At 68.1% G+C, this 19386-nt stretch carries 22 protein-coding genes and 1 pseudogene; 13 read left to right on the top strand and 10 right to left on the bottom strand.

Features of this window, described 5'->3' with window-relative positions; translation table 11 throughout:
* Positions 1-63 precede the first annotated feature (63 nt).
* Complete coding sequence (locus tag CSW63_RS20190) at positions 64-1038, top strand: NAD(P)H-quinone oxidoreductase (RefSeq protein ID WP_099503027.1); 975 nt, start codon at positions 64-66, stop codon at positions 1036-1038.
* A 140-nt stretch (positions 1039-1178) separates the two neighbouring features.
* Complete coding sequence (locus tag CSW63_RS20185; protein WP_062098178.1) at positions 1179-1892, top strand: DUF1013 domain-containing protein; 714 nt, start codon at positions 1179-1181, stop codon at positions 1890-1892.
* An 80-nt stretch (positions 1893-1972) separates the two neighbouring features.
* Here the strand turns inward: CSW63_RS20185 and CSW63_RS20180 are convergent, their stop codons facing one another.
* Complete coding sequence (locus tag CSW63_RS20180; RefSeq protein ID WP_099503029.1) at positions 1973-2146, bottom strand: YdcH family protein; 174 nt, start codon at positions 2144-2146, stop codon at positions 1973-1975.
* A 129-nt stretch (positions 2147-2275) separates the two neighbouring features.
* Between CSW63_RS20180 and CSW63_RS20175 the strand changes: the two genes are divergently transcribed.
* Genes CSW63_RS20175 through CSW63_RS20165 form a run of 3 tightly spaced genes read left to right on the top strand, consistent with a single transcriptional unit; the run spans position 2276 to position 3660 of the window.
* Positions 2276-2893: a UbiX family flavin prenyltransferase gene (locus tag CSW63_RS20175; RefSeq protein ID WP_062098182.1), complete on the top strand. Its 618-nt coding sequence runs from the start codon at positions 2276-2278 to the stop codon at positions 2891-2893.
* 4 nt (positions 2894-2897) lie between these two features.
* Positions 2898-3371 (top strand): TIGR02444 family protein, encoded by a 474-nt coding sequence (locus CSW63_RS20170; protein WP_062098184.1) that lies wholly within the window; start codon positions 2898-2900, stop codon positions 3369-3371.
* A 58-nt stretch (positions 3372-3429) separates the two neighbouring features.
* On the top strand, positions 3430-3660 hold the full coding sequence (locus CSW63_RS20165) for a YdcH family protein (RefSeq protein ID WP_082749650.1): 231 nt from the start codon (positions 3430-3432) through the stop codon (positions 3658-3660).
* On the opposite strand, the gene CSW63_RS20160 is transcribed toward CSW63_RS20165, so the two are convergent.
* From CSW63_RS20160 to CSW63_RS20150, 3 genes are all read right to left on the bottom strand, one after another.
* Positions 3661-5385 (bottom strand): M61 family metallopeptidase, encoded by a 1725-nt coding sequence (locus tag CSW63_RS20160; protein WP_168193700.1) that lies wholly within the window; start codon positions 5383-5385, stop codon positions 3661-3663.
* A 66-nt stretch (positions 5386-5451) separates the two neighbouring features.
* On the bottom strand, positions 5452-5814 hold the full coding sequence (locus CSW63_RS20155; RefSeq protein ID WP_062098188.1) for a response regulator: 363 nt from the start codon (positions 5812-5814) through the stop codon (positions 5452-5454).
* 142 nt (positions 5815-5956) lie between these two features.
* Complete coding sequence (locus tag CSW63_RS20150) at positions 5957-6670, bottom strand: GGDEF domain-containing protein (RefSeq protein ID WP_099503031.1); 714 nt, start codon at positions 6668-6670, stop codon at positions 5957-5959.
* Between the two features lie 229 nt (positions 6671-6899).
* Here CSW63_RS20150 and purE point away from each other — a divergent pair, with 229 nt between their 5' ends.
* Both purE and CSW63_RS20140 read left to right on the top strand, forming a co-directional pair.
* Positions 6900-7391, top strand: coding sequence for a 5-(carboxyamino)imidazole ribonucleotide mutase (gene purE, locus CSW63_RS20145; protein ID WP_099503033.1), 492 nt, complete (start codon positions 6900-6902; stop codon positions 7389-7391).
* 5 nt (positions 7392-7396) lie between these two features.
* On the top strand, positions 7397-8482 hold the full coding sequence (locus tag CSW63_RS20140) for a 5-(carboxyamino)imidazole ribonucleotide synthase (RefSeq protein ID WP_099503035.1): 1086 nt from the start codon (positions 7397-7399) through the stop codon (positions 8480-8482).
* On the opposite strand, the gene CSW63_RS20135 is transcribed toward CSW63_RS20140, so the two are convergent.
* Positions 8479-8718 (bottom strand): helix-turn-helix transcriptional regulator, encoded by a 240-nt coding sequence (locus CSW63_RS20135; RefSeq protein WP_099503037.1) that lies wholly within the window; start codon positions 8716-8718, stop codon positions 8479-8481. The genes CSW63_RS20140 and CSW63_RS20135 overlap by 4 nt on opposite strands.
* Complete coding sequence (locus CSW63_RS20130) at positions 8718-9218, bottom strand: DUF2975 domain-containing protein (protein ID WP_099503039.1); 501 nt, start codon at positions 9216-9218, stop codon at positions 8718-8720. Before CSW63_RS20130 ends, CSW63_RS20135 begins: the two co-directional genes overlap by 1 nt.
* A 99-nt stretch (positions 9219-9317) precedes the next feature.
* Between CSW63_RS20130 and CSW63_RS20125 the strand changes: the two genes are divergently transcribed.
* From CSW63_RS20125 to CSW63_RS20115, 3 genes are read left to right on the top strand one after another with little or no spacing between them, the layout of a single operon-like run.
* A complete protein-coding gene (locus CSW63_RS20125) occupies positions 9318-10253 on the top strand; it encodes an ABC transporter ATP-binding protein (protein WP_099503041.1) in 936 nt (311 codons plus the stop codon).
* On the top strand, positions 10253-10978 hold the full coding sequence (locus tag CSW63_RS20120) for an ABC transporter permease (RefSeq protein ID WP_099503043.1): 726 nt from the start codon (positions 10253-10255) through the stop codon (positions 10976-10978). The genes CSW63_RS20125 and CSW63_RS20120 overlap by 1 nt, the downstream gene beginning before the upstream one ends.
* 49 nt (positions 10979-11027) lie before the next feature.
* Positions 11028-11738 carry an aspartate/glutamate racemase family protein gene (locus CSW63_RS20115; RefSeq protein ID WP_099503045.1) on the top strand — a complete coding sequence of 237 codons (711 nt, stop codon included), beginning with the start codon at positions 11028-11030 and terminating at the stop codon, positions 11736-11738.
* Here CSW63_RS20115 and CSW63_RS20110 read toward each other — a convergent pair.
* Positions 11735-13933, bottom strand: coding sequence for a PBP1A family penicillin-binding protein (locus tag CSW63_RS20110; protein ID WP_099503047.1), 2199 nt, complete (start codon positions 13931-13933; stop codon positions 11735-11737). The two genes, CSW63_RS20115 and CSW63_RS20110, sit on opposite strands and share 4 nt — an antisense overlap.
* 54 nt (positions 13934-13987) lie before the next feature.
* Between CSW63_RS20110 and CSW63_RS20105 the strand changes: the two genes are divergently transcribed.
* A complete protein-coding gene (locus CSW63_RS20105) occupies positions 13988-14476 on the top strand; it encodes a YcgN family cysteine cluster protein (RefSeq protein WP_062098910.1) in 489 nt (162 codons plus the stop codon).
* A pseudogene (locus CSW63_RS24235) lies at positions 14451-14599 on the top strand (hypothetical protein). The gene CSW63_RS20105 and the pseudogene CSW63_RS24235 overlap by 26 nt, the downstream one beginning before the upstream one ends.
* Before the next feature lie 101 nt (positions 14600-14700).
* Here CSW63_RS24235 and rpmE read toward each other — a convergent pair.
* Complete coding sequence (gene rpmE, locus CSW63_RS20100) at positions 14701-14931, bottom strand: 50S ribosomal protein L31 (protein ID WP_004616338.1); 231 nt, start codon at positions 14929-14931, stop codon at positions 14701-14703.
* A 124-nt stretch (positions 14932-15055) separates the two neighbouring features.
* On the opposite strand from rpmE, the gene CSW63_RS20095 reads away from it, so the two are divergent.
* On the top strand, positions 15056-16909 hold the full coding sequence (locus CSW63_RS20095; RefSeq protein WP_168193699.1) for an ABC transporter ATP-binding protein/permease: 1854 nt from the start codon (positions 15056-15058) through the stop codon (positions 16907-16909).
* 10 nt (positions 16910-16919) lie between these two features.
* On the opposite strand, the gene CSW63_RS20090 is transcribed toward CSW63_RS20095, so the two are convergent.
* A complete protein-coding gene (locus CSW63_RS20090) occupies positions 16920-18224 on the bottom strand; it encodes a hypothetical protein (RefSeq protein ID WP_062098914.1) in 1305 nt (434 codons plus the stop codon).
* An 85-nt stretch (positions 18225-18309) separates the two neighbouring features.
* Complete coding sequence (locus CSW63_RS20085) at positions 18310-19380, bottom strand: glycerophosphodiester phosphodiesterase (protein ID WP_062098916.1); 1071 nt, start codon at positions 19378-19380, stop codon at positions 18310-18312.
* Between the last annotated feature and the right edge of the window lie 6 nt (positions 19381-19386).

Raw genomic sequence — 19386 nt, 5'->3', positions numbered from 1 at the left:
CTTTTCCGTCAGACATCTGACGCCTACCTAGGCCGCAAGGCAAGCACCACGAAGGAGCCCGGCATGGCTGAGATGATGACCGCGATCGCGATCGAAGGCGGCAAGGGGCCGGCGCAAGCGCTGCACGCCACCGAGGCCCTGCGTCCCGCGCCGGGACCCGGCGAGATCCTGATCAAGGTGGCGGCGGCCGGCGTGAACCGTCCCGACCTGCTGCAGCGCATGGGCTTTTACCCGCCGCCGCCGGGCGCGCCCGCGACCCTGGGGCTGGAGGTGGCCGGCGAGGTCGTGGTGGGCGCGGGCCGCTGGAAGGCCGGCGACAAGGTCTGCGCCCTGCTGGGCGGGGGCGGCTACGCCGAGTACGCGGTGGTGGACGCGCGCCACGCCCTGCCGATCCCCGGCGATCTCGATCTGATCCACGCGGCGGCTCTGCCCGAGACCGTGTTCACCGTCTTCGCCAACGTGTTCGAGCATGGCGCGCTGAAGGCGGGCGAGACGCTGCTGGTTCACGGTGGAACGTCCGGAATCGGAACAACGGCGATCGCCATGGCCAAGGCCGCCGGCGCCAAGGTCATCGCCACGGGGCGCGGCGCAGACAAGAAGGCCAAGGCGCTTGAGCTGGGCGCCGACATCGCCGTCGACACCAAGGCCGAGGACTTCGCCGAGATCGTCAAGGCCGCCGGCGGCGCGGATGTCGTGCTCGACATGGTCGGCGCCAGCTATTTCGACAAGAACCTCGACGCCCTGAACACCGGCGGCCGCATCGTCTACATCGCCAGCCTTGGCGGCTCGACGCTGGAGGTCCCGGTGATGAAGATCATGCAGAAGCGGGCGGTGATCAGCGGCTCGACCCTGCGCCCCCGCTCGGCCGACGAGAAGGCGCGCCTAGCCGCCGAGGTCGAGGGCGTCGCCTGGCCGTGGGTGGCGGCGGGCCAGCTGAAGCCGATCGTCGACGCGACCTTCCCGCTGGCCGAGGCGGCCCAGGCGCATGCGCACCTCGAGGCTGGGGAGCATGTGGGCAAGGTGGTGCTGGTGGTGTGAAGTAATGGCCGCCTGGCTTTGAGCGCCGGGGGCGGCGTCTCTGCTTGTCCCCCGTTCCCTTTTCGCGAGAACCGGATTATAGCGTTCATCCACATCCCGCCCGGCCGAAAGGCCGGGCGCCGTCATTTCTGGAGGACCGCATGTCCGACATCCTGATGCCCAAGGCGACCGCCGTCTGGTTGGTGGACAACACTTCGCTCAGCTTCGAGCAGATCGCCGATTTCTGCGGCCTGCACCCGCTGGAAGTGCGCGGCATCGCCGACGGTGAAGTGGCGCGCGACATCCGCGGCGCCGATCCGATCGGCAACGGCCAGCTGAACCGCGAGGAGCTGGACCGCGCTCAGGCGAACCCCGACTACCGCATGAAGGCGCTGGTCAGCCGCCACGCCGAATTGCTGAAGCCGCAGAAGAAGGCTCCGCGCTATACGCCGGTGTCGCGCCGTCAGGACCGTCCGGACGCCATCGCCTGGTTCCTGCGCCACCACCCCGAAGTGACCGACGCCCAGATCTCCAAGATCCTCGGCACCACCAAGGCCACCATCGAGCAGGTCCGCGCGCGCACGCACTGGAACGCCGCCAACATCAAGCCGGTCGATCCGGTGACCCTGGGCCTGGTGGGCCAGCTGGAGCTGGACGCCCTGGTCAAGAAGGCCGCCGAGAAGAAGGCCAAGGACGACCTCAAGAAGGGCATCGTTCCGGAAGACCCGACCCTGCGTCCGGCTTCGGAAGCCGGCCAGTTCGAGCCCGAGGTCGAGGAAGAGGAAGAAGACTTCCGCGCGCCGCGTGGCGACCTCAAGGCCGAGGACGTGTTCGGCAAGTCCACCGGCTATGTCGATGAGGAAGACGAGGACTAAGCCTCCGCGCCTCGCAGAAAAAGCAGAGGCCCCGTTCCTTGCCGGAGCGGGGCCTCTCGTTTTTCGGCTGCCTTTAGCAGCTAGTGCATTCGGGCCTTGAGGCCCTCGATCTCTTCCTTCAGCCGCAGTTTCTGCCGCTTAAGCTCCCTGAGCGCCGTTCCGTCGCTACCGGGTCGATTGGTCTCCTCCTGGATCTTGCGGTCAAGGTTCTCGTGACGGGACCCAAGCTCGCGGATATGGGATTCGATGGCCATGGCTCTCGGCTCCTTGCTGTTGGAAACCAAAGTGAACACCCGCTGCGCGGCGCTGTCAGATCACATATGATTGCAATCGGCCCCGCTTGACGTGGCGCGGCTTGCTCCCATGACGGACAAAAATTCACCATGTCGGACGGTTCGAAAAACGCTGATCGCTCCCGCCTCGTGATCGGCATAACGGGCGCTTCCGGCGTCGCCTATGGCCTGCGTGCGCTGGACGCCTGCCGGGATCTGGGCGTCGAGAGCCACCTTGTCATGTCCAAGTCCGCCGCCCTGACCCTGGCCCAGGAGACGGGCCTTTCGGTCTCCGACGTCAACGCCAAGGCCGACGTCGTCCATCGCGCCGCCGATGTCGGGGCGTCGATCGCCTCGGGCTCGTTTCGCACGCTGGGCATGCTGATCGCGCCCTGTTCGGTCCGTACGATGAGCGAAATCGCCACCGGCGTAACGTCTTCGCTGATGACCCGCGCGGCCGATGTCGTGCTGAAGGAGCGCCGGACCCTGGTGCTGATGGTGCGCGAGACGCCGTTCCATCTTGGCCATCTGCGCACCATGACCAGCCTGGCCGAGATGGGCGCGGTGATCGCGCCTCCGCTGCCAGCGCTCTACGCCAAGCCCGCCTCGATCGCGGAAATGGTCGATCAGTCGGTGGGGCGCGTCCTCGACCTTTTCGGCCTGGCCTGGCGCCCGGTGAAGCGTTGGGGCGAAGACCTGGAAACGATCACCGGCAAGGCGGAAGGTTAACGCGATGGGCGCGACACTCGGACTTTGGGACTGGGCGCTGCGAGCCTATGCGCGTCAACCTGTCGCAGAGGCGTGCCTGAATCTGCAGGACGGTCATGGTCAGAACGTGCCGTATCTGCTCTGGGCCGCCTGGATGGCCGAGCAGGGGCGGCAAGCCGACCTCAAGGCCGCCGCCGGGCTGATGCGCCGCTGGGACAGCGAGGTCGGCGCGCCCCTGCGCGGGGTCCGACGCGCCTTGAAGCCGCCGAGACCGCCTGTCGATGACGTCGCAAAGGAGGCCTTTCGCGACGCCGTGAAGGCGGTGGAGCTGCAAGGTGAGCGTGTCCTGATGGAAAGCCTGGAGGCTCTGGCTGGGCCGCCGTCCGCCCCGTCAAGCCTGGTCGACGGCCTCAGCGCGGCTGCCGAGGCGTCCGGCGATCCCCCGCGCCGGGCGGCGCTGGAACAGCTGGCGGCGGCGCTGGAGATGTCGCAACGGTGAGCGCCTTTACCGCTCGTCAGCCTTTGCTATCTATGACCCTCAGAGGGGCCCCACCGAGATGACGTCCATGAACGACGATGATCCGTCGGAAGATACCGACATCGCGATCGAACGTCGCCTCGCCGAGCTGCGCGAGGAGCATAAGGACCTCGACGACTCGATCCGGGCGCTGGAGGAGCGCTTCCAGCCCGACATGCTGCAGATTGCACGCCTGAAGCGGAAGAAGCTGGTCCTCAAGGACGAGATCGGCCGGCTCGAAGACCTGCTGACCCCGGACATCATCGCCTAGCTAGCCGGCCACGGCCTTCACGCAGGCGGCGCGGGCGTCGGGCCCGAGCGCTGTGGGGACCTTGATCCGTTGCACAGTGACCTCTCCGGGCCCCTTCGGCAGAAACCGGACCACGCGCGGCTTGCCGTTCTCCTCGATCGCCAGCCCGACCTCGACGGTGCTGTCGCCCGGCTTGCCGCCGTGCCGACCGAGATACTTCATGCCCTCGCGCAGGCCCGCCGCGTAGGCGGGACCCGACGGATCGACGCCGACGAGGGTTCGGGCCTTGTCGGTCTCGGCGAGATCGAGGCCCAGCCAATAGGCGGGGCGCGTCAGCGTCTCAACGGTCAGGCATCCCCCAAAAGCGTCGGCTGGCAGCAGGATGCGCTCGCCCCGGCTTACATAGCGGTCAATCTCGGGGGCGAGATCGACCCCGGTCACGCTTCTGGCGACCGGGGTGAAGGCCTGAGAGGCCGGAACCCGGCGGCTCGTATCGCGCCGCTTGGCCGCTTGATCGCGTAGGGCCAGCATCACCCGGTCCAGCCCGCCCTTGGATTTCAGCCTGTTCTCCAGCAGCACCGCCAGTTGCGCCCCGCGTTGGTAGGGCAGCTTCTGCACCGCCCTGTCGCTCCAGAAGCCGGCGACGATCTGCGCGTTGTTCGCGCCGATCGCCGGTGAGGTCGCATAGGCGTCCAGGGCCTCGTTCCATGCGGCGGCGAAGGTCTCCAGGTCCACGAGCCCGGCCCGCAGCGCCAAGCGGCGGGCGTAGTAATCGGTGAAGCCCTCGCTGAACCAATAGCCGGCCGGCTCGCCGGGGCCGTCGATGGCCCCGCCGAGGCGCTCGGCGATCCAGGTGTGGAGATACTCGTGCGTCAGGAAGAGGCGATAGTCCTCGAGCTTGGTGTTCTGGGTGGAGATGACGGCGAAGGCGTCGTCCAGTCCGCTGCCGCGATACGAGGTCCAGCCTTGCGGCGCGGGCTGGCCGGCCAGGGTGATCAGGAACGGCGCGCGGCCATCACCCCAGAACGCGCGGACGGCGCCGATCGACCGGGCCGCCATGTCGGCGAACGCCTCGGCGCTGAAACTGAACGTTCCGCGCGTGGCCACGGTCAGCGGCGCGCCGCCGACGTCACGGCGGGCCTCCACCGTGTCCGGGTAGGCCATCAGCACGCTCGGACCCAGCTGCGAGATCGAAGCGGGCGCCCGCTGCAGCGGCGTCAGGTCCGTGGAAAGCTGCAGCGCCGAGCTGGCGGGATCCCATTCAAAGCGCGCCAGGTCCGTTTCTCGGTCCTCGGGCGTCGCGAAGATCGTGTGGCCGATCACGTAGAACCCTTCCGGGCCGATGATGGGCTGGCCGTAGTTGGGGCTGTCCGGCGGCGGGGGACCGTCGTAGGCGCTGACGACCCGATAGCGAAGCGTCAGGCGCGCGCGCGGCTTCGAGGTGATCACCCACGTCTTCTCGTCAGGCTGGGAAAGCTGACCGCCGGTCACGACGGGGTCCTTCAGGAACCGCCAAAGACGCTCGCCGCCGCCCCATTCCGCCGGCAGTTGCATCCGCGTCTCGCCGTCGGCGTCGGCGGGAAGTCTGACCTCTACAGCCAGCGCCTGGATCTTGCCGTTCTCGACCAAAGGCGAGACTCGATAGACGTCGAGGTTTCGCTGCGGGGACGCCGCGTCGACCGGCAGCGCGCCAAGGCCCCCCACCGTCAGAGCGACGGACGCGGCCAGAATACGATTGACGATCATCGAAAGCCCCCGAAACGCGACCTCACCCTAGGCGGGCGGGGCATGTCGGGTCAGCTTAAAGTTCTGTCAGGCGCGCGGGGGCGCGGCTTCCAGCTCACGCACGGTTTGCAGAAGGCGGCCCGGCGTCACGGGCTTTTCCAGGCGCGCGTCGGCGTGCTGGTCATTCTCAAGCAATCGCGGATCCACCGCCGAGGCCATCAGGGTGGCGGCGCCCGGCAAGTCGCGGCGCACCGCCCGAACAAGGTCGCCGCCGCTCATCCGCGGCATGGTGTGGTCGGTGATCACCAGGTCGGGACTGAAAGACTTGAGCGCTTCAAACGCCTCCTGGCCGTCGCTGCAGAGCAGGACGTCAAATCCAGCTTCCGTCAGAGTGATCTCATAGATCATCGACAGAACCGGATCGTCTTCGGCGACCAGTATACGTTGCATGACCCTCAAATCTCGCGCGCATGCTTAACAAACCGTAAAGCTAACTAGCGTGCCGACGTCAGGCGAGTCCCCGTGCGATAAGGTCGCACGCCTGGCGGTTGTCATGGCCAAGGCTTGGGCGCCGAGGGTGGCGTCGCCGCGATCAGGCGCTCTTGCGTTTCCGCAGGAACATCGCCGCATCCGCTTCGGCCAGCGCCTCTTCCGGATCAGCGCCGGGCTCGATCTCGCGGACGCCAAACGAGATGTGCAGCGGGGCGGACCATTCACCGAACTCCACCGGCTCGGCGCGAACGGCCTCAGCGAGGCTTTGCGCCTTGGCCAGGGCGGTTTCCTTGTCAGCCTGGGCGAGCAGCACCGCGAACTCGTCGCCGCCCATGCGGCCAACGATGTCGCTCTCGCGGACATTGGCCAGCAGGCGCTTGGCGACCGCCTTCAGGGCCTCGTCGCCGGCGGCGTGGCCAAAGCGGTCGTTCACGCTCTTGAAGCCGTCCAGGTCGAAGAACACCACGCTGGCCGGCGATCCGTAGCGCTGGGCGAAAGCAGCCACCCGCTTCATCTCGCGCAGAAAGGCGCGCCGGTTCAGGACCGGCGTCAGAACGTCCATGTCGGCCAGGCCCTGCGCCTCGTTCAGGCGCAGCTTGAGCACCGAGACCTCGTTCCGCAGGTCCTCGATCTCGCTCATCAGGGTCTGAAGCGCCTCGACCACCTTAGGCGTCAGGTCGGTCTCGGTCAGGCCCAGAAAGGCCGCGCTGTCGGGGGCTGAGACTTCGCGAGCCGTCACCTGAGCGCCGGCGCGCGCCAGCGCACGCTTGCGAATGGCGGCGAAAGGTTCGGTCCGGGCGCCGGAAATCTTCATGACCTTACGGGGAATCGAATGGCACAGCTCGCCTATGGTTAACGGGAACGGCGTTCGGCGCAATCGGGGCGCCGAAGAGTCGCAGGGACATGTCGTCTCATGATGCTGTCAAACCCATGTTCAGACGCCAAGTTGAACGCGCTCGTGTCGTTTTAGGCTTGCGCGCGGAGGGCGGCCCGCCTACGGGGCGGCTTTCATCCGCCGCCGCCGAGTTCAAGGGACGACGCCGATGCCTTCGACCACGCCGCCTGTCGCGATCATCATGGGCAGCCGCTCGGACTGGCCGACCATGAAGGGCGCGGCCGACGCGCTGGACAGCCTGGGCGTGGCCTGGGAGGCCAAGGTGGTTTCGGCCCACCGCACGCCCCAGCGCCTGTTCGATTTCGCCACGGGCGCGGAGAAGGCGGGCTACAAGGTGATCATCGCCGGCGCCGGCGGCGCCGCGCACCTGCCGGGCATGGCGGCCTCGATGACCAACCTTCCCGTGCTGGGCGTGCCGGTGCAGTCCAAGGCGCTGAGCGGGCTCGATAGCTTGCTGTCGATCGTGCAGATGCCGGGCGGCGTGCCTGTCGCCACCCTGGCCATCGGCGAGGCGGGCGCCAAGAACGCCGGGCTGCTCGCGGCCCAGATCCTAGCCCTTTCCGATGCGGCCCTGGGCGAGCGCCTGGCGGCCTTCCGCGCCGCCCAGACCGACAGCGTCGCCGAGAGCGTCGAGGACTGATCACGATGGCTTCGTTCCCCCTGGTTCCCGGTTCCACCATCGGCGTCCTCGGCGGGGGACAGCTGGGGCGCATGCTGGCCCTGGCCGCCGCGCGCCTCGGGTTCGACGTCGTGATCCAGGACCCCGAGGAAGGCTCGCCCGCCGGCCGTGTCGCCGCCCGCCAGATCGTCGCCGCCTATGACGACCGCTGGGCGCTCAAGCGCCTGGCCGAAGCCTGCGACGTCGTCACCTACGAATTCGAGAACGTCCCCGCCGACACCGTCTCGGAACTGACCGCGCTGGGGGCCATGGTCTCGCCGGGCTCCAAGGCCCTGGCCGCCGCACAGGATCGGGTCGCGGAAAAGACCTTCATGGCCGAGATCGGCGTGCCGACCGTGGCCTTCGCCGCCGTCCACGACAGCGAGAGCCTCGCCGAGGCCGTCGCCCGCATCGGCGCGCCGTCCCTGCTCAAGACCCGCCGCGAGGGTTACGATGGCAAGGGGCAGGCCTGGATCCAGAAGGCCGGCGACGCGGAGGCCGCCTTTGACAAGATCGGCCGCCAGCCGGCGATCCTCGAAGCGCCCGCCGACTTTGGTCGCGAACTGTCGGTCATCGCCGCGCGCGGCCGCGACGGCGAAATCGCCTGCTATCCGGTCAGCGAGAACCACCACGAAGGCGGAGTCCTGCGCCGCACCGTCGCGCCGGCCAAGATCACGCCGGCCACGCGAGACCAGGCCGAGTCGATCGTGGCCAAGATCCTCACCGCGCTCGACTATGTGGGCGTCATAGGCGTCGAGCTGTTCGAGCTTTCGGGCGGCAAGCTGCTGGTCAACGAGTTCGCGCCTCGCGTCCACAACACCGGCCACTGGACCCAGGACGGCTGCGAGGTCGACCAGTTCGAGCAGCACATCCGCGCCGTCGCCGGCTGGCCCTTGGGTCCCACGGCGCCGCATCACCATGTCGAGATGACCAACCTCCTGGGCGCCGATGTCGACGCCTGGAAGAAGCTGGCCGCCGAACCCGAGACCCGCGTGCACCTGTACGGCAAGGGCGAGGCGCGCCCCGGCCGCAAGATGGGTCACGTCAATCGACTGCGACCGCTGCGGGACTAGTTGGCGTCGTCAGGGGCGCTCAGGTCGTCGGCGTCGAAGTCGTAGTCCAGAAGATCGCCGGGCTTGCAGTCCAGGGCCGCGCAGAGGCGGGCCAGGGTGCGGAAACGAATCCCCTTCACCTTGCCGGACCTGAACAGCGACAGCTGGGTTTCGCTGAGCCCGACCTCGGCCGCCAGGTCGCGGGCCTTCAGGCCCTTGGCCACGATCAGGGCGTCTAGCGTGACGCGCACGGGCATCAGATCATCTCGTCGAGTTCGGCCTGGGCCGCCAGGGCCTGGTCCATCACGCGCCCCAGCAGGAACAGCGCGCCGCCGATCATGCCCAGGGTCATCGCCGCGACGTCAAAGTGCAGATAGCCGCCCTTTGCCTGTCCGATCAAACGCATCAGATTGCTGACGACGAAGACGCTGGTCAGACCGCCAAGACCCAAAGCGATCCCCACCCGTCGAAGGGCGGGCGGCAGGGCGGCCTGAATCAGCCGGCCCTTGGCCAGTTCGCCGAGCGTGCTCCCGATCGTCCAGACGGCGAACAGGTAGCAGGCGACCGGCAGGTTCCAGACGGTCATGGCCGCCATGGAGCCCCACTGCAGAGGGCGGCCCTTGACTAGAGCGATGAGGATCGGCGCGATCCACGCCATCAGCGCCATCAGCAGCCCGACGCTGATCACCATGAACATCGCCAGCCAGCGGAACTGACGGCAGCGGCGGCGGAAGGCGAGGATTTCGGTCTGGGTCATGATCTACGGCGGGTTGGGAACCTGTCTTGTCTTTAATCTTGACTTAAAGATCGCGGCTCCGCAACTTTATCTCTAACTTAAATTTCGTGAGCGCCGCCAATGTCCGCCGCTATCGAGACCCGAGGCCTATCCCGTCGTTTCGGCGCGCGCCTCGCGGTCGAAGACCTGTCGATGACCGTGCCCGAGCGGGCGGTTTACGGTTTCCTGGGCCGCAACGGCGCGGGCAAGACCACGACCCTGAGAATGATCCTGGGTCTGATCCGGCCCAACGCAGGGGCGGTGAGGGTCAACGGGATCGACGTCGCCCGCGACCGCATCGGCGCGGCTCGGCAGGTCGGTGCGCTGCTGGAGGCGCATGGCTTCTATGGCAATCTGACGGGCCGCGAGAACCTGGGCCTCACCGCCACGCTCCTTGGCCTGCGCAAAGCCGAGATCGACCGCGTGCTGGAGGTCGTGGAGATGAGCGCCGACGCGGACCGTAAGGTGGGCGGCTACTCGCTGGGCATGCGCCAGCGCCTGGGCCTGGCGCGCGCCATGCTGGGCGCGCCGCCGATCCTGGTGCTGGACGAGCCGACCAACGGCCTGGACCCTGACGGCATCGCCGACATGCGCCGGTTCCTGAGAAGCCTGTCCGAGCGGACCGGCGCGACCGTGCTGCTGTCCAGCCACCTGTTGGGCGAGATCGAGCAGACCGCGACCCATGTCGGGGTGGTCCATGACGGGCGGCTAGTCCTGGAAGGGGAGCTGTCACGACTGAAGGCTGATCTGGCGCCCGAGATCCTGCTGCGGACGGGCGATGACGCGCGCGCCGTTCAGGCGCTGCTGGCTGCCGGCCATTCGCCGGTCGCCTTCGAGGGCGGACTGTCGGTGGCGTTGCGCCCTGGCCAGGACCTCGACCAAGCGGCCGCCGAACTGGTTCGCGTGCTCGTTGCAGGCGGCGCGCCGGTGTTCGCCGTGGGGCCCAAGCCGCGCTCTCTGGAAGACATCTATCGCGGCGTGGCCGCATCCCGTTCGTCGCAACCCGAGGCCGCCTGATGCTCGCCGTTCTGTCCGTCGAAGTCCGTAAGCTCAACCGCTCGCTGGCGGCCCTGCTGGCCATCGCCGCGCCGACGCTGATCGCCATCTTCCTGTTCTTCAATCTACTACGCGGCAAGAAGGCGCCGCCGTGGGAGATGGGCCTACAGATGTCGGGCGTGGTTTGGGCGTTCTTCATGCTGCCGATGAGCGTGACGGCCCTGACCGCCCTGGTCGCGCAGATGGAGCACGCCCCGCGCAGTTGGGATCACCTGCGCGCCCTGCCCGTGGCGCGCTGGAAACTCTACGCCGCCAAGGCCATTTGTGTCGTCGCGCTCGTGGCCGCCATGAGCGTGCTGAACCTGCTCCTCTCCTGGGGCGCGGTCGTCCTGGCGGGGACGATCAAGCCAGCGGTCATGCCGACGGGAGCGCCGGACCTGGCCAAGCATGCGCTGTTGCTCGTCAAGGTCCTGGCGGCGGCCACGCTGATGATCGCCATCCAGCTGTGGACCGCCTTGCGGTTCGCCAGCTTCGTGCCGGCGCTGGCGCTGGGCATCGGCGGGACCTTCTTCTCCGTGGTCGCGACCTCGGCCAAGCAGGGTGTGTTCTTCCCCTGGCAGATGCCCGTCAACATGTTGGCGCGCGACGCCTGGCGGATCGAGACGGCGCTGGCGCTCGGCGGCGGCCTTGGGCTGATCGCCTTGATCGCGGCGATCCTCCATCTGTCGCGGCGAGAGGTTCTTTAGCGCGCCCGGGACTGCTAGAGCGCTTTGCGTGAGTAACGCGGAGCGCGCGATGAGCGAACAGGCCCTGATCGGACTGATCGGCGGGATGAGCTGGGAAAGCTCGGCCCAATATTATCGGCTGATCAACGAGGCGGTGCGCGATCGTCTGGGCGGCGTGGCGTCGGCGCGGACCCTGATGTGGTCGTTCGACTTCGCCGCGATCGAGGCGCTGCAGCACGCGGGGCGCTGGCCTGAACTGTCGCGACGCCTGGCCGACGCAGCGCGGGCTCTGGAGGCGGGGGGCGCGGACTTTCTGGTGCTGTGCACCAACACCATGCATCGCGAGGCCGACGCGATCGAGGCGGCGGTTCACATCCCGCTGCTGCACATCGCCGACCCAACGGGCGAGGCGGTCCGCGCGGCGGGGTTTTCCACCGTGGGGCTACTGGGCACGGCCTTCACCATGGAGCACGACTTCTATCGCGGGCGGCTGGAGAAGAAGCACGGCCTGACGGTGCTGACGCCTGACGCCGACGACCGCGCCGTCGTGCATCGGATCATCTACGAGGAGCTGGTGGCCGGTCGCGTGCTGGACGCCTCGCGTGAGGCCTACCGGGCGGTGATCGCGCGGCTGGCGCAGCGGGGCGCGCAGGCGATCATCCTGGGCTGCACCGAGATCATGCTGCTGGTCTCGCAGGCCGACAGCCCGGTTCCGGTGTTCGACACCACGACTCTGCACGCGATGGCGGCGGTCGACCGGGCGCTGAGCCCGGTCAGCTAGTAGGGTAGATTGTCCTGAGCCGGCGGGGTTGGCGCGGGCGCGACGGGCGGGGGCGCTTCCAGCTCCGAGGCGGCGCGGGAGAACTCGGCCGACAGGGTCTCGTAGAAGCCGTTGCGCGGGTCCGGTTCGCTCTGGGGCGCCGGGTCGGGCAGCAGCCACTCGAAGTCGCGGACCGCCAGGGTCTGATGCGCGGTCATCATGAAGCGACGCCAGATGCTGGCGGGAATGTCGCCGCCCACCACCTTGTTCATCGGCTTTTCGTCGTCGTTGCCGACCCAGACGCCGGTCACATAGTCGGGCGTGAAGCCGACGAACCAGGCGTCGCGCCAGTTCTGACTGGTGCCGGTCTTGCCCGCGACGGGCCGCCCGAAGGCGGCGCGCTGCGCGGTGCCCTGGGTGACGACCTTCTTCATCATCTTCACCATGATGCTGGCGTGCGCCACGTCATAGACGCTACGCTCGGCCTGCGGCGGCTGATGCTGGAAGATTTGCTCGCCGCCCTGGGTGCTGATCGATTCGATCACATAGGGCTCGATCCGGATCCCACCCTGTTGGAACACCTGGAAGCCCGAGGTCAGCTGCAGCAGGTTCACCTCGTAGGAGCCCAGCGCCACAGACAGGTCGGGCGTCGGCGGCAGGCTGGTGATCCCGAAGCGGCGGACAAGATCGCCGATCGCCGCGCCGCCGGCTTCCTGGCCCAGCTTCACGGCGACGGTGTTGATCGAGGTGACCAGCGCCTGTTCGACGGTCATGGGGCCGCGATAGCCGCCGCTGTAGTTCTCCGGCGACCAGGTTCCGAACTTTACGGGCTCGTCCACCCGGATGTCGGTCGGCAGCACGCCCTTCTCGACGGCGGCGGCGTAGACGAACGGCTTGAAGGTCGAACCGGGCTGTCGCTTGGCCTGGACAGCGCGGTTGAACGGGCTTTCCGAATAGTCCGTCCCGCCGACCATGGCGCGGATCGCGCCGTCGGCCGACAGCGACAACAGCGCCGCCTGGCTGGCGCCCGAGCGCGTGGTCTCGATCGCCATCGTCTGGCGCACGACCTCGGCGCCTTCGCTTTGCAGCACCGGGTCGATCGTCAGGCGCACCACCAGGTCCGGCGCGTTCTGGCCGGCGATCCTGACCGCCTCGGCGGTGGCGTAGTCGAGCACCCAGCCGTAGTCGCCCTCGTCCTGCAGCGCCATCGGCGACAGGCGGGGCGTGTCGTCGAGGGCCTGGCTCTGCTGCTCGGCGGTGATCCAGCCTTCCTTGCGCATATTCGCCAGGATCAGGCGCGAGCGGGCCAGGGCGCGCTCCATGTCGCGGGTCAGGGCCAGGCGCGACGGCGCCTTGGGCAGGCTGGCCAGCAGAGCGGCTTCCGACAGGGTGAGCTGGCTGGCCGGCTTGCCGAAATAGGTCTGCGACGCGCCGTCGATCCCATAGGTGCCCGCGCCGAAATAGATGCGGTTGAGATAGAGCTCGAGGATCTCGTCCTTGGTGAGGATCTGCTCCAGCCGGTAAGCCAGCAGCATCTCCTGAAGCTTGCGCTTCACGACCCGGTCGGGGGTCAGGAACAGCCCCTTGGCCAGTTGCTGCGTCAGGGTCGAGGCGCCCTGCCGGGTCTTCCCGGCGCGGTAGTTGATCCAGGCCGCCCGCGCGATGCCCTGTACGTCGATGGCCCCGTGCTCATAGAACCGCCGGTCCTCGGCCGCCAGGAACGCCATCGGCACGTAGTTGGGCACCGAGCCCAGGGTGATGCGCTGACCATAGCGCGGACCGCGTGTAGCGATGACCTGGCCGCTGCGGTCTTCGAAGCGGATGCCGGGCGCGCGGTTGACCGCGAACAGGGCCTCGCGCGAGGGCAGGGGCGGGGTGTCCTGCAGATACTTGAACCAGACATAGGCCGCGCCGCCCGCGGCGGTCAGAACGGCCAGCAGGAGGCCGACCAGCAGCGTTCCCCAGATCCATCCCCATTTCCGGGACGTCTTCTTGGCTGCGGCGTGCTTGAGATCCGCGCGGAAGGGCTCCTCGGGCGGCGGCTCCGGCGAGGGAGGCGGCGCGGCATTGTCCGACAGGCGGAACGGATCATGGTCCTGCGGCGTCCAGGGATCTTGCGAAGCGCCGTCGCCCATCGAGGCCTGACCAGGCTTCGGCGGCTCTCCGGGGCTCTTCCCGTCGTCGAACTTGTAGGGCGGCAGCGTCCAGTCGTTCACGGTGTCGGTCAGGCTCTAGTTGGTCGCCGGGTAAATCGGGTTTAGGACGGCGTCATGACGCCACGCAAACCTTTCTGGCAGACGAAGACGCTCGCCGAAATGACCGTCCCCGAGTGGGAGAGCCTATGCGACGGCTGCGGCCTTTGCTGCCTGGTTCGCTTCGAAGACGAAGATACCGGCGAAATCATCCCCACGCGGGTGCACTGCCAGCTGTTCGACGAGCGGCTATGCCGCTGCAAGGACTATCCGAACCGCAAGAAGACGGTGCCCGACTGCATCAAGCTGACGCCGTACAATATCGAGGACCTGGAGTGGATGCCGCGCTCCTGCGCCTATCGGCGACTGCACGAGGGCAAGGACCTCCCGCTTTGGCATCCGCTGGTGACCGGCGATCCGGAGAGCACGCACAAGGCGGGGATCTCCATCCGCAACCAGACGGTGTCGGAACTCAGCTTCAAGGACGCCGAGGATGCGATGGACTTTGTCGCGACCGATCTGATGCGCGATCGCGGGGACGATCTCTACGAGCCGGAAGAGGAATAGGCGGCGCCCCCTCCGTCACGATGCGTATCCGCATCGCGCCACCTCCCCCGTTTCACGGGGCAGGAGGAAGACAGCCGCAAACCTCCTGCCCCGCTTGCGGGGGAGGTGGCGCGGCGCCGATAGGCGGCGTGACGGAGGGGGCGTTGCCCGACCTCCAGACACGAAAAAGGCCGGCCCGCAAACGCGGAACCGGCCTCTCGTCGCCCTTACGGCGAGAAGGGGGCTTAGGCCTTCTTGCCGGTGAAGCCGGCGAACTTGGCGTTGAAGCGCGAAACGCGACCGCCGCGGTCCATCAGCTGGGCGTTGCCGCCGGTCCACGCCGGATGGGTGCGCGGATCGATGTCGAGCGCCAGATTCGCGCCTTCCTTGCCGTAGGTCGAGCGGGTCTTGTAGCTCGAACCGTCGGTCAGGGTGACGGTGATGAAGTGGTAGTCGGGGTGAATGTCTTGTTTCATGGCGGCGATCCAGACCGACTAAGCCGGCGAGTGAGAATGGGGTAAGCGCCAAACCGCGCACGCGCGGGGTGGCCCTCGAAGACGCGCGGCTATAAAGAACCCGCGCGATTTTGGCAAGGGACTGTTGATGACTGACGCGAACAGCGGCGACCAGAAGGTCGAAGGTCGCCCCGGCGCGGGGGCCGAGCTGGTCCAGGGCATGGCCGAGGCCAAGGCCCGCCGGCCGCGTCGCAAGGACATCCGTCCCCTGGCGCATCTGCTGCCGTTCGTCATCGCCCACAAGGGCGACGGGCTGGCCGCCGGCTTCTTCCTGCTGTTCTCGACGGCCGCCACGCTGGGCCTGACCTACGCTTTCAAGAACGTCATCGACCACGGATTCTCCAAGGGCCAGGGCGCGGCGATCAACAGCGCCTTTATCGGCCTGGGCGCGGTCGCCCTGGTGCTGGCCCTGGCGACGGCGCTGCGGTTCTTCTTCATCACCCGGCTGGGCGAGCGGGTGGTGGCCGATCTTCGGCGCAAGCTCTATGGCCACACGCTGAGCCTGGATCAGCCCTATTTCCTGAAGACACGCACGGGCGAGGTCCTGTCGCGCCTGACCACCGACGTGGCGCTGGTGGAGCAACTGGTCGGGGCGTCGATCTCGATCGCCCTGCGCAACATCCTCAACCTGATTGGTGGTCTCACCGCCATGGCGGTGGTCTCGCCAAAGCTGGCCGGCTTCATCGTGCTGATGGTGCCGGTGATCCTGGCCCCGATGTTTCTGGTGGGCCGCCGGGTGCGCAAGCTGACCGTCACTGCTCAGGACAAGTTCGCCGATGCGGTCGGCTATGCGGGCGAGAGCCTGGACGCGCTGGAGACCGTACAGGCGTTCGGGCGCGAGTCGGCCTCGTCGACGCGGTTCGGCGCGGCGGTCGAAGACGCCTACAAGGCTTCGGTCCGCCGGATCACCACTCGCGCCACCATGACCGCCATGGTCATCACCCTGGCGTTCGGCGGGATCACCCTGCTGTTGTGGACCGGCGCCCGTCTGGTGCTGGCCGGCGAGATGACCGGCGGCACCCTGGCCCAGTTCGCCATGCTGGCGGTGATGGCCGCCGGCTCGATCGGCGCGTTGGGCGAGGTGTGGGGCGACGTCCAGAAGGCCTCGGGCGCCATGGACCGCATCTCCGAACTGCTCAACGCCAAGCCCGACATCGCCGCTCCGCCGAAGCCAAAGACGCTGCCGGTTCCGGGCCACGGCGAGATCGCCTTCGAGAATGTGGTTTTCGCCTATCCGGGACGGCCCGATCTGCCCGCCCTGAACGGCTTCGATCTCCGCGTGAAGCCCGGTGAGACCGTGGCCCTGGTCGGCCCGTCAGGGGCGGGCAAGAGCACCGTCCTGCGGCTGCTGCTGCGCTTCTACGACCCCCAGAGCGGTTGCATCCTGCTGGACGGCGTGGATCTGCGCGACGCCGAACCCGCCGAGGTGCGCGCCCGCATGGCCCTGGTGGCCCAGGACTCGCCGCTGTTCTCGGGCTCGGCGATGGACAACATCCGCTTCGGCCGCGCTGACGCCACCGACGAAGAGGTCCGCGCCGCCGCCGAAGCGGCCCAGGCCACCGGCTTCCTGTCGGCCTTGCCCGAGGGTTTCGATACGCCCGTCGGCGAGCGCGCCAAGACCCTGTCGGGCGGCCAGCGGCAACGTCTGGCCATCGCCCGCGCCCTGGTCCGCGAGGCGCCGATCCTGCTGCTGGACGAGGCCACCAGCGCCCTCGACGCTGAGAGCGAGCAGCTGGTTCAGCAGGCCCTGGCCACGGCCATGGAAGGCCGCACCACCCTCGTCATCGCCCACCGCCTGGCCACCGTGCTCAAGGCCGACCGCATCGTGGTGATGGAGGAAGGTCGCGTCGTCGAACAGGGCGCGCACGCGGAGCTGTTCGCCAAGGGCGGCCTCTATGCGCGTCTGGCGCGTCTCCAGTTTGGGGTCGAGGCGGCTTAGGAGTGGAAGGCTAGCGCTTCAGATCCGCCGGCGTCGTCGGCTCGCTGAGCAGGCGCTCCATCGCCTTCCAGCGGGCGTCTTCGGTTTTGCCGGCGCGAAGCACGTGGTCGCGCACCATGTCCTGGCCGATATTGTAGTTGATGACGTAGGAGCGGTAGGTCTCGATGAACGACACCCGCTTCTCGGCGGCGCCCCGCGAGTACAGGCTGTATTTCATCAGCGCCTGGACGGCCTGTTCCTTGGTCATCTTGCCAGACAGGTAGAGGGCCGCGACCGTATTGCCGCTGCTGGCGAGGGCGGCCTTGGCCTGCTGCAGTTCGTCAAAGGCCTCGGCCGTCTTCGGATCCAGGCCCGCCAGCGGGTAGAGCCTGTCGCGCTCGAAGGCGGTCTTGGCCTTGCCGGGGAAGGCCAGTTCGATTCCGAAATTGGCCGAGCCTTCGGCGATGAACGACTGCGGCGAGAAAAGCGGATAGACGCTGAACTCGACCCAGCCCTTTTCCTTGGTCAGCTTCTGCTCGAGCAGGGCGTTCAGGACGTGATGGCCGGGATAGCCCTCGTGGCAGCCCAGATCGAGCGCGCGGCTGATATAGATCGGCAGGTCGGTGTTGATCTGGATCAGGCTGTGAGCGCCGCCCTTGTACCAGTTGTAGCCGCTCCAGGGCTTCTTGGTGACGAACTCCAGGTCGAAGCGCTCGCCGGGCGGAAGCTTGATGTGCTGCTCGGTCTTGGCCTTGCAGGCGGCGATGCCCGCCTCCATCACCGCGCCGACCTTATCGGTCGGGATGACGTAGCGGTTCTGGAACGCATCGACGCGCGCCGCCAGATCGCCCTGGCCGGGCACGATCTTTTCCAGGCGCGCCAGGACGGAGTCGTAGCTCTTCAGGGGCTTCAGCACCGGGCGCACGCCGAACAGGCCCTCGGCCTCGTCCTCGAAACTGAACGTGTCGCCGGCGATCATCGCCAGGCGCGTCTGGGCCGCCTTCAACTGGCCGCGCAGGAACAGCTTGCGACGGCGCTGGTCGGCCGTGAGGTCCTTATCGGGGACCTTAGCCAGCAGCATCTGCAGGCGGTCGGCTTCCTTGCGCAGCACCGACACCGGGCGCGGCGCGGCCTTGGCGGCGTCCTGCCAGTCCTTGGGGCCGTAATAGGCGTCGACATAGCCGGGCTCCCGCTCGCCCGCCTCCAGCGTCAGGCGCACGAAGTCGACGGCGACGCGGTCCAGGGCCTCGGAGCCGGGCGAGGCCAGGGCCGGGGCGCCAAGAACCGCCAGGGCGACGGCGAGCGCAGCGGCGGAGGCGGCGTGACGGATCTTCATGGCGGTTCTCGCAGGCGGCTTCGAAGGCGCGCACGCTGCACCGGCGCGCGGCGCTTAGGCAAGAGCCAGGAGCGGTCCGTCTTGATCAGCCGCGCGCGGCGACTGCGGCGGCCGGGAAGTCGCTGAATACGCCGTCGACCCCCGCCGCATAGAGCGCCTTGAGCACCGCCTCCACGTCGCCATGCTGGGCCAGGAAGGTCGGCTGGGCGGCGTCGCCTCGGCGCAGTGATCCCGGCAGGAACGCATTCTCGGCCCGCACCGTCCAGGGATGCACGGCCAGGCCCGCTGCGTGGGCGTTTCGGATCAGATCCGTGGGCGGCAATAGCGCTTGGCCGTCATTGGGGACCACGAGCTTCCAGTTCGGGCCCAGGCCGTCGGCATAGACGGCGACGTCCTTCAGTCCTTGCGCGGTGATCAGGTCGGCGTACTTGACGCTCGGCTGATCCGCCGGCCCGCCTTCGGCGTCGACCAGCAGCACCAGCCGCGCGGCGGTCTTGGCGCGCAGACGCTTGAGCGGCCCGACCTCGAAGCACTGCACGAAGACCGGCGCGGTCGCGGTGTTGAGGCCGGCGGCCTTGAGCTTGGCCACCAAGCGATCCTCGGTCGGCAGACCGATCGCGGCGAAGTAGGTGGGGTGCTTCAGTTCGGGATAGACGCCGATCGTGCGGCCGGTGCGCTTGGAGCCCGCCTGGGCGATCGCCGAGACTTCCTCGAAGGTCAGGATCTGGGCCTGGCCGTCAAAGGCTGCGCTGGCGGGCCGCAGCTGCGGCAGGCGTTCGCGGGCCCGCAGGGTCTTCAGCTCGGGGAGGGTGAAGTCTTCGGTGAACCAGCCGGTGACCTGCTCGCCGTCGATCGTCTTGGTGGCCTTGCGCGCGGCGAACTCGGGGCGACTGGCGACGTCGGTCGTGCCGCCGATCTCGTTCTCGTGGCGGGCGACCAGATGGCCATCCTTGGTGGGAACCAGATCCGGCTCGATGAAGTCCGCGCCCTGCTCGATGGCGCGCTCGTAGGCCAGGGCGGTGTGCTCGGGCCGCTCGCCGCTGCAGCCGCGGTGGCCGATGACGATCGGTTTCTTGCTCTGGGCGCGGGCGAGGCCCGGCAGGAACGTGCCAGCGAGGGCGGCGGTGGTCAGGGCGCGACGGGTCAGCAGGGTCATGGACCG

Source organism: Caulobacter sp. FWC26 (assembly GCF_002742645.2).
Classification (GTDB): Bacteria; Pseudomonadota; Alphaproteobacteria; order Caulobacterales; family Caulobacteraceae; genus Caulobacter.
The sequence above is the reverse complement of the archived record's forward strand: the minus strand, read 5'-3'. Positions and strand labels throughout refer to the sequence as shown.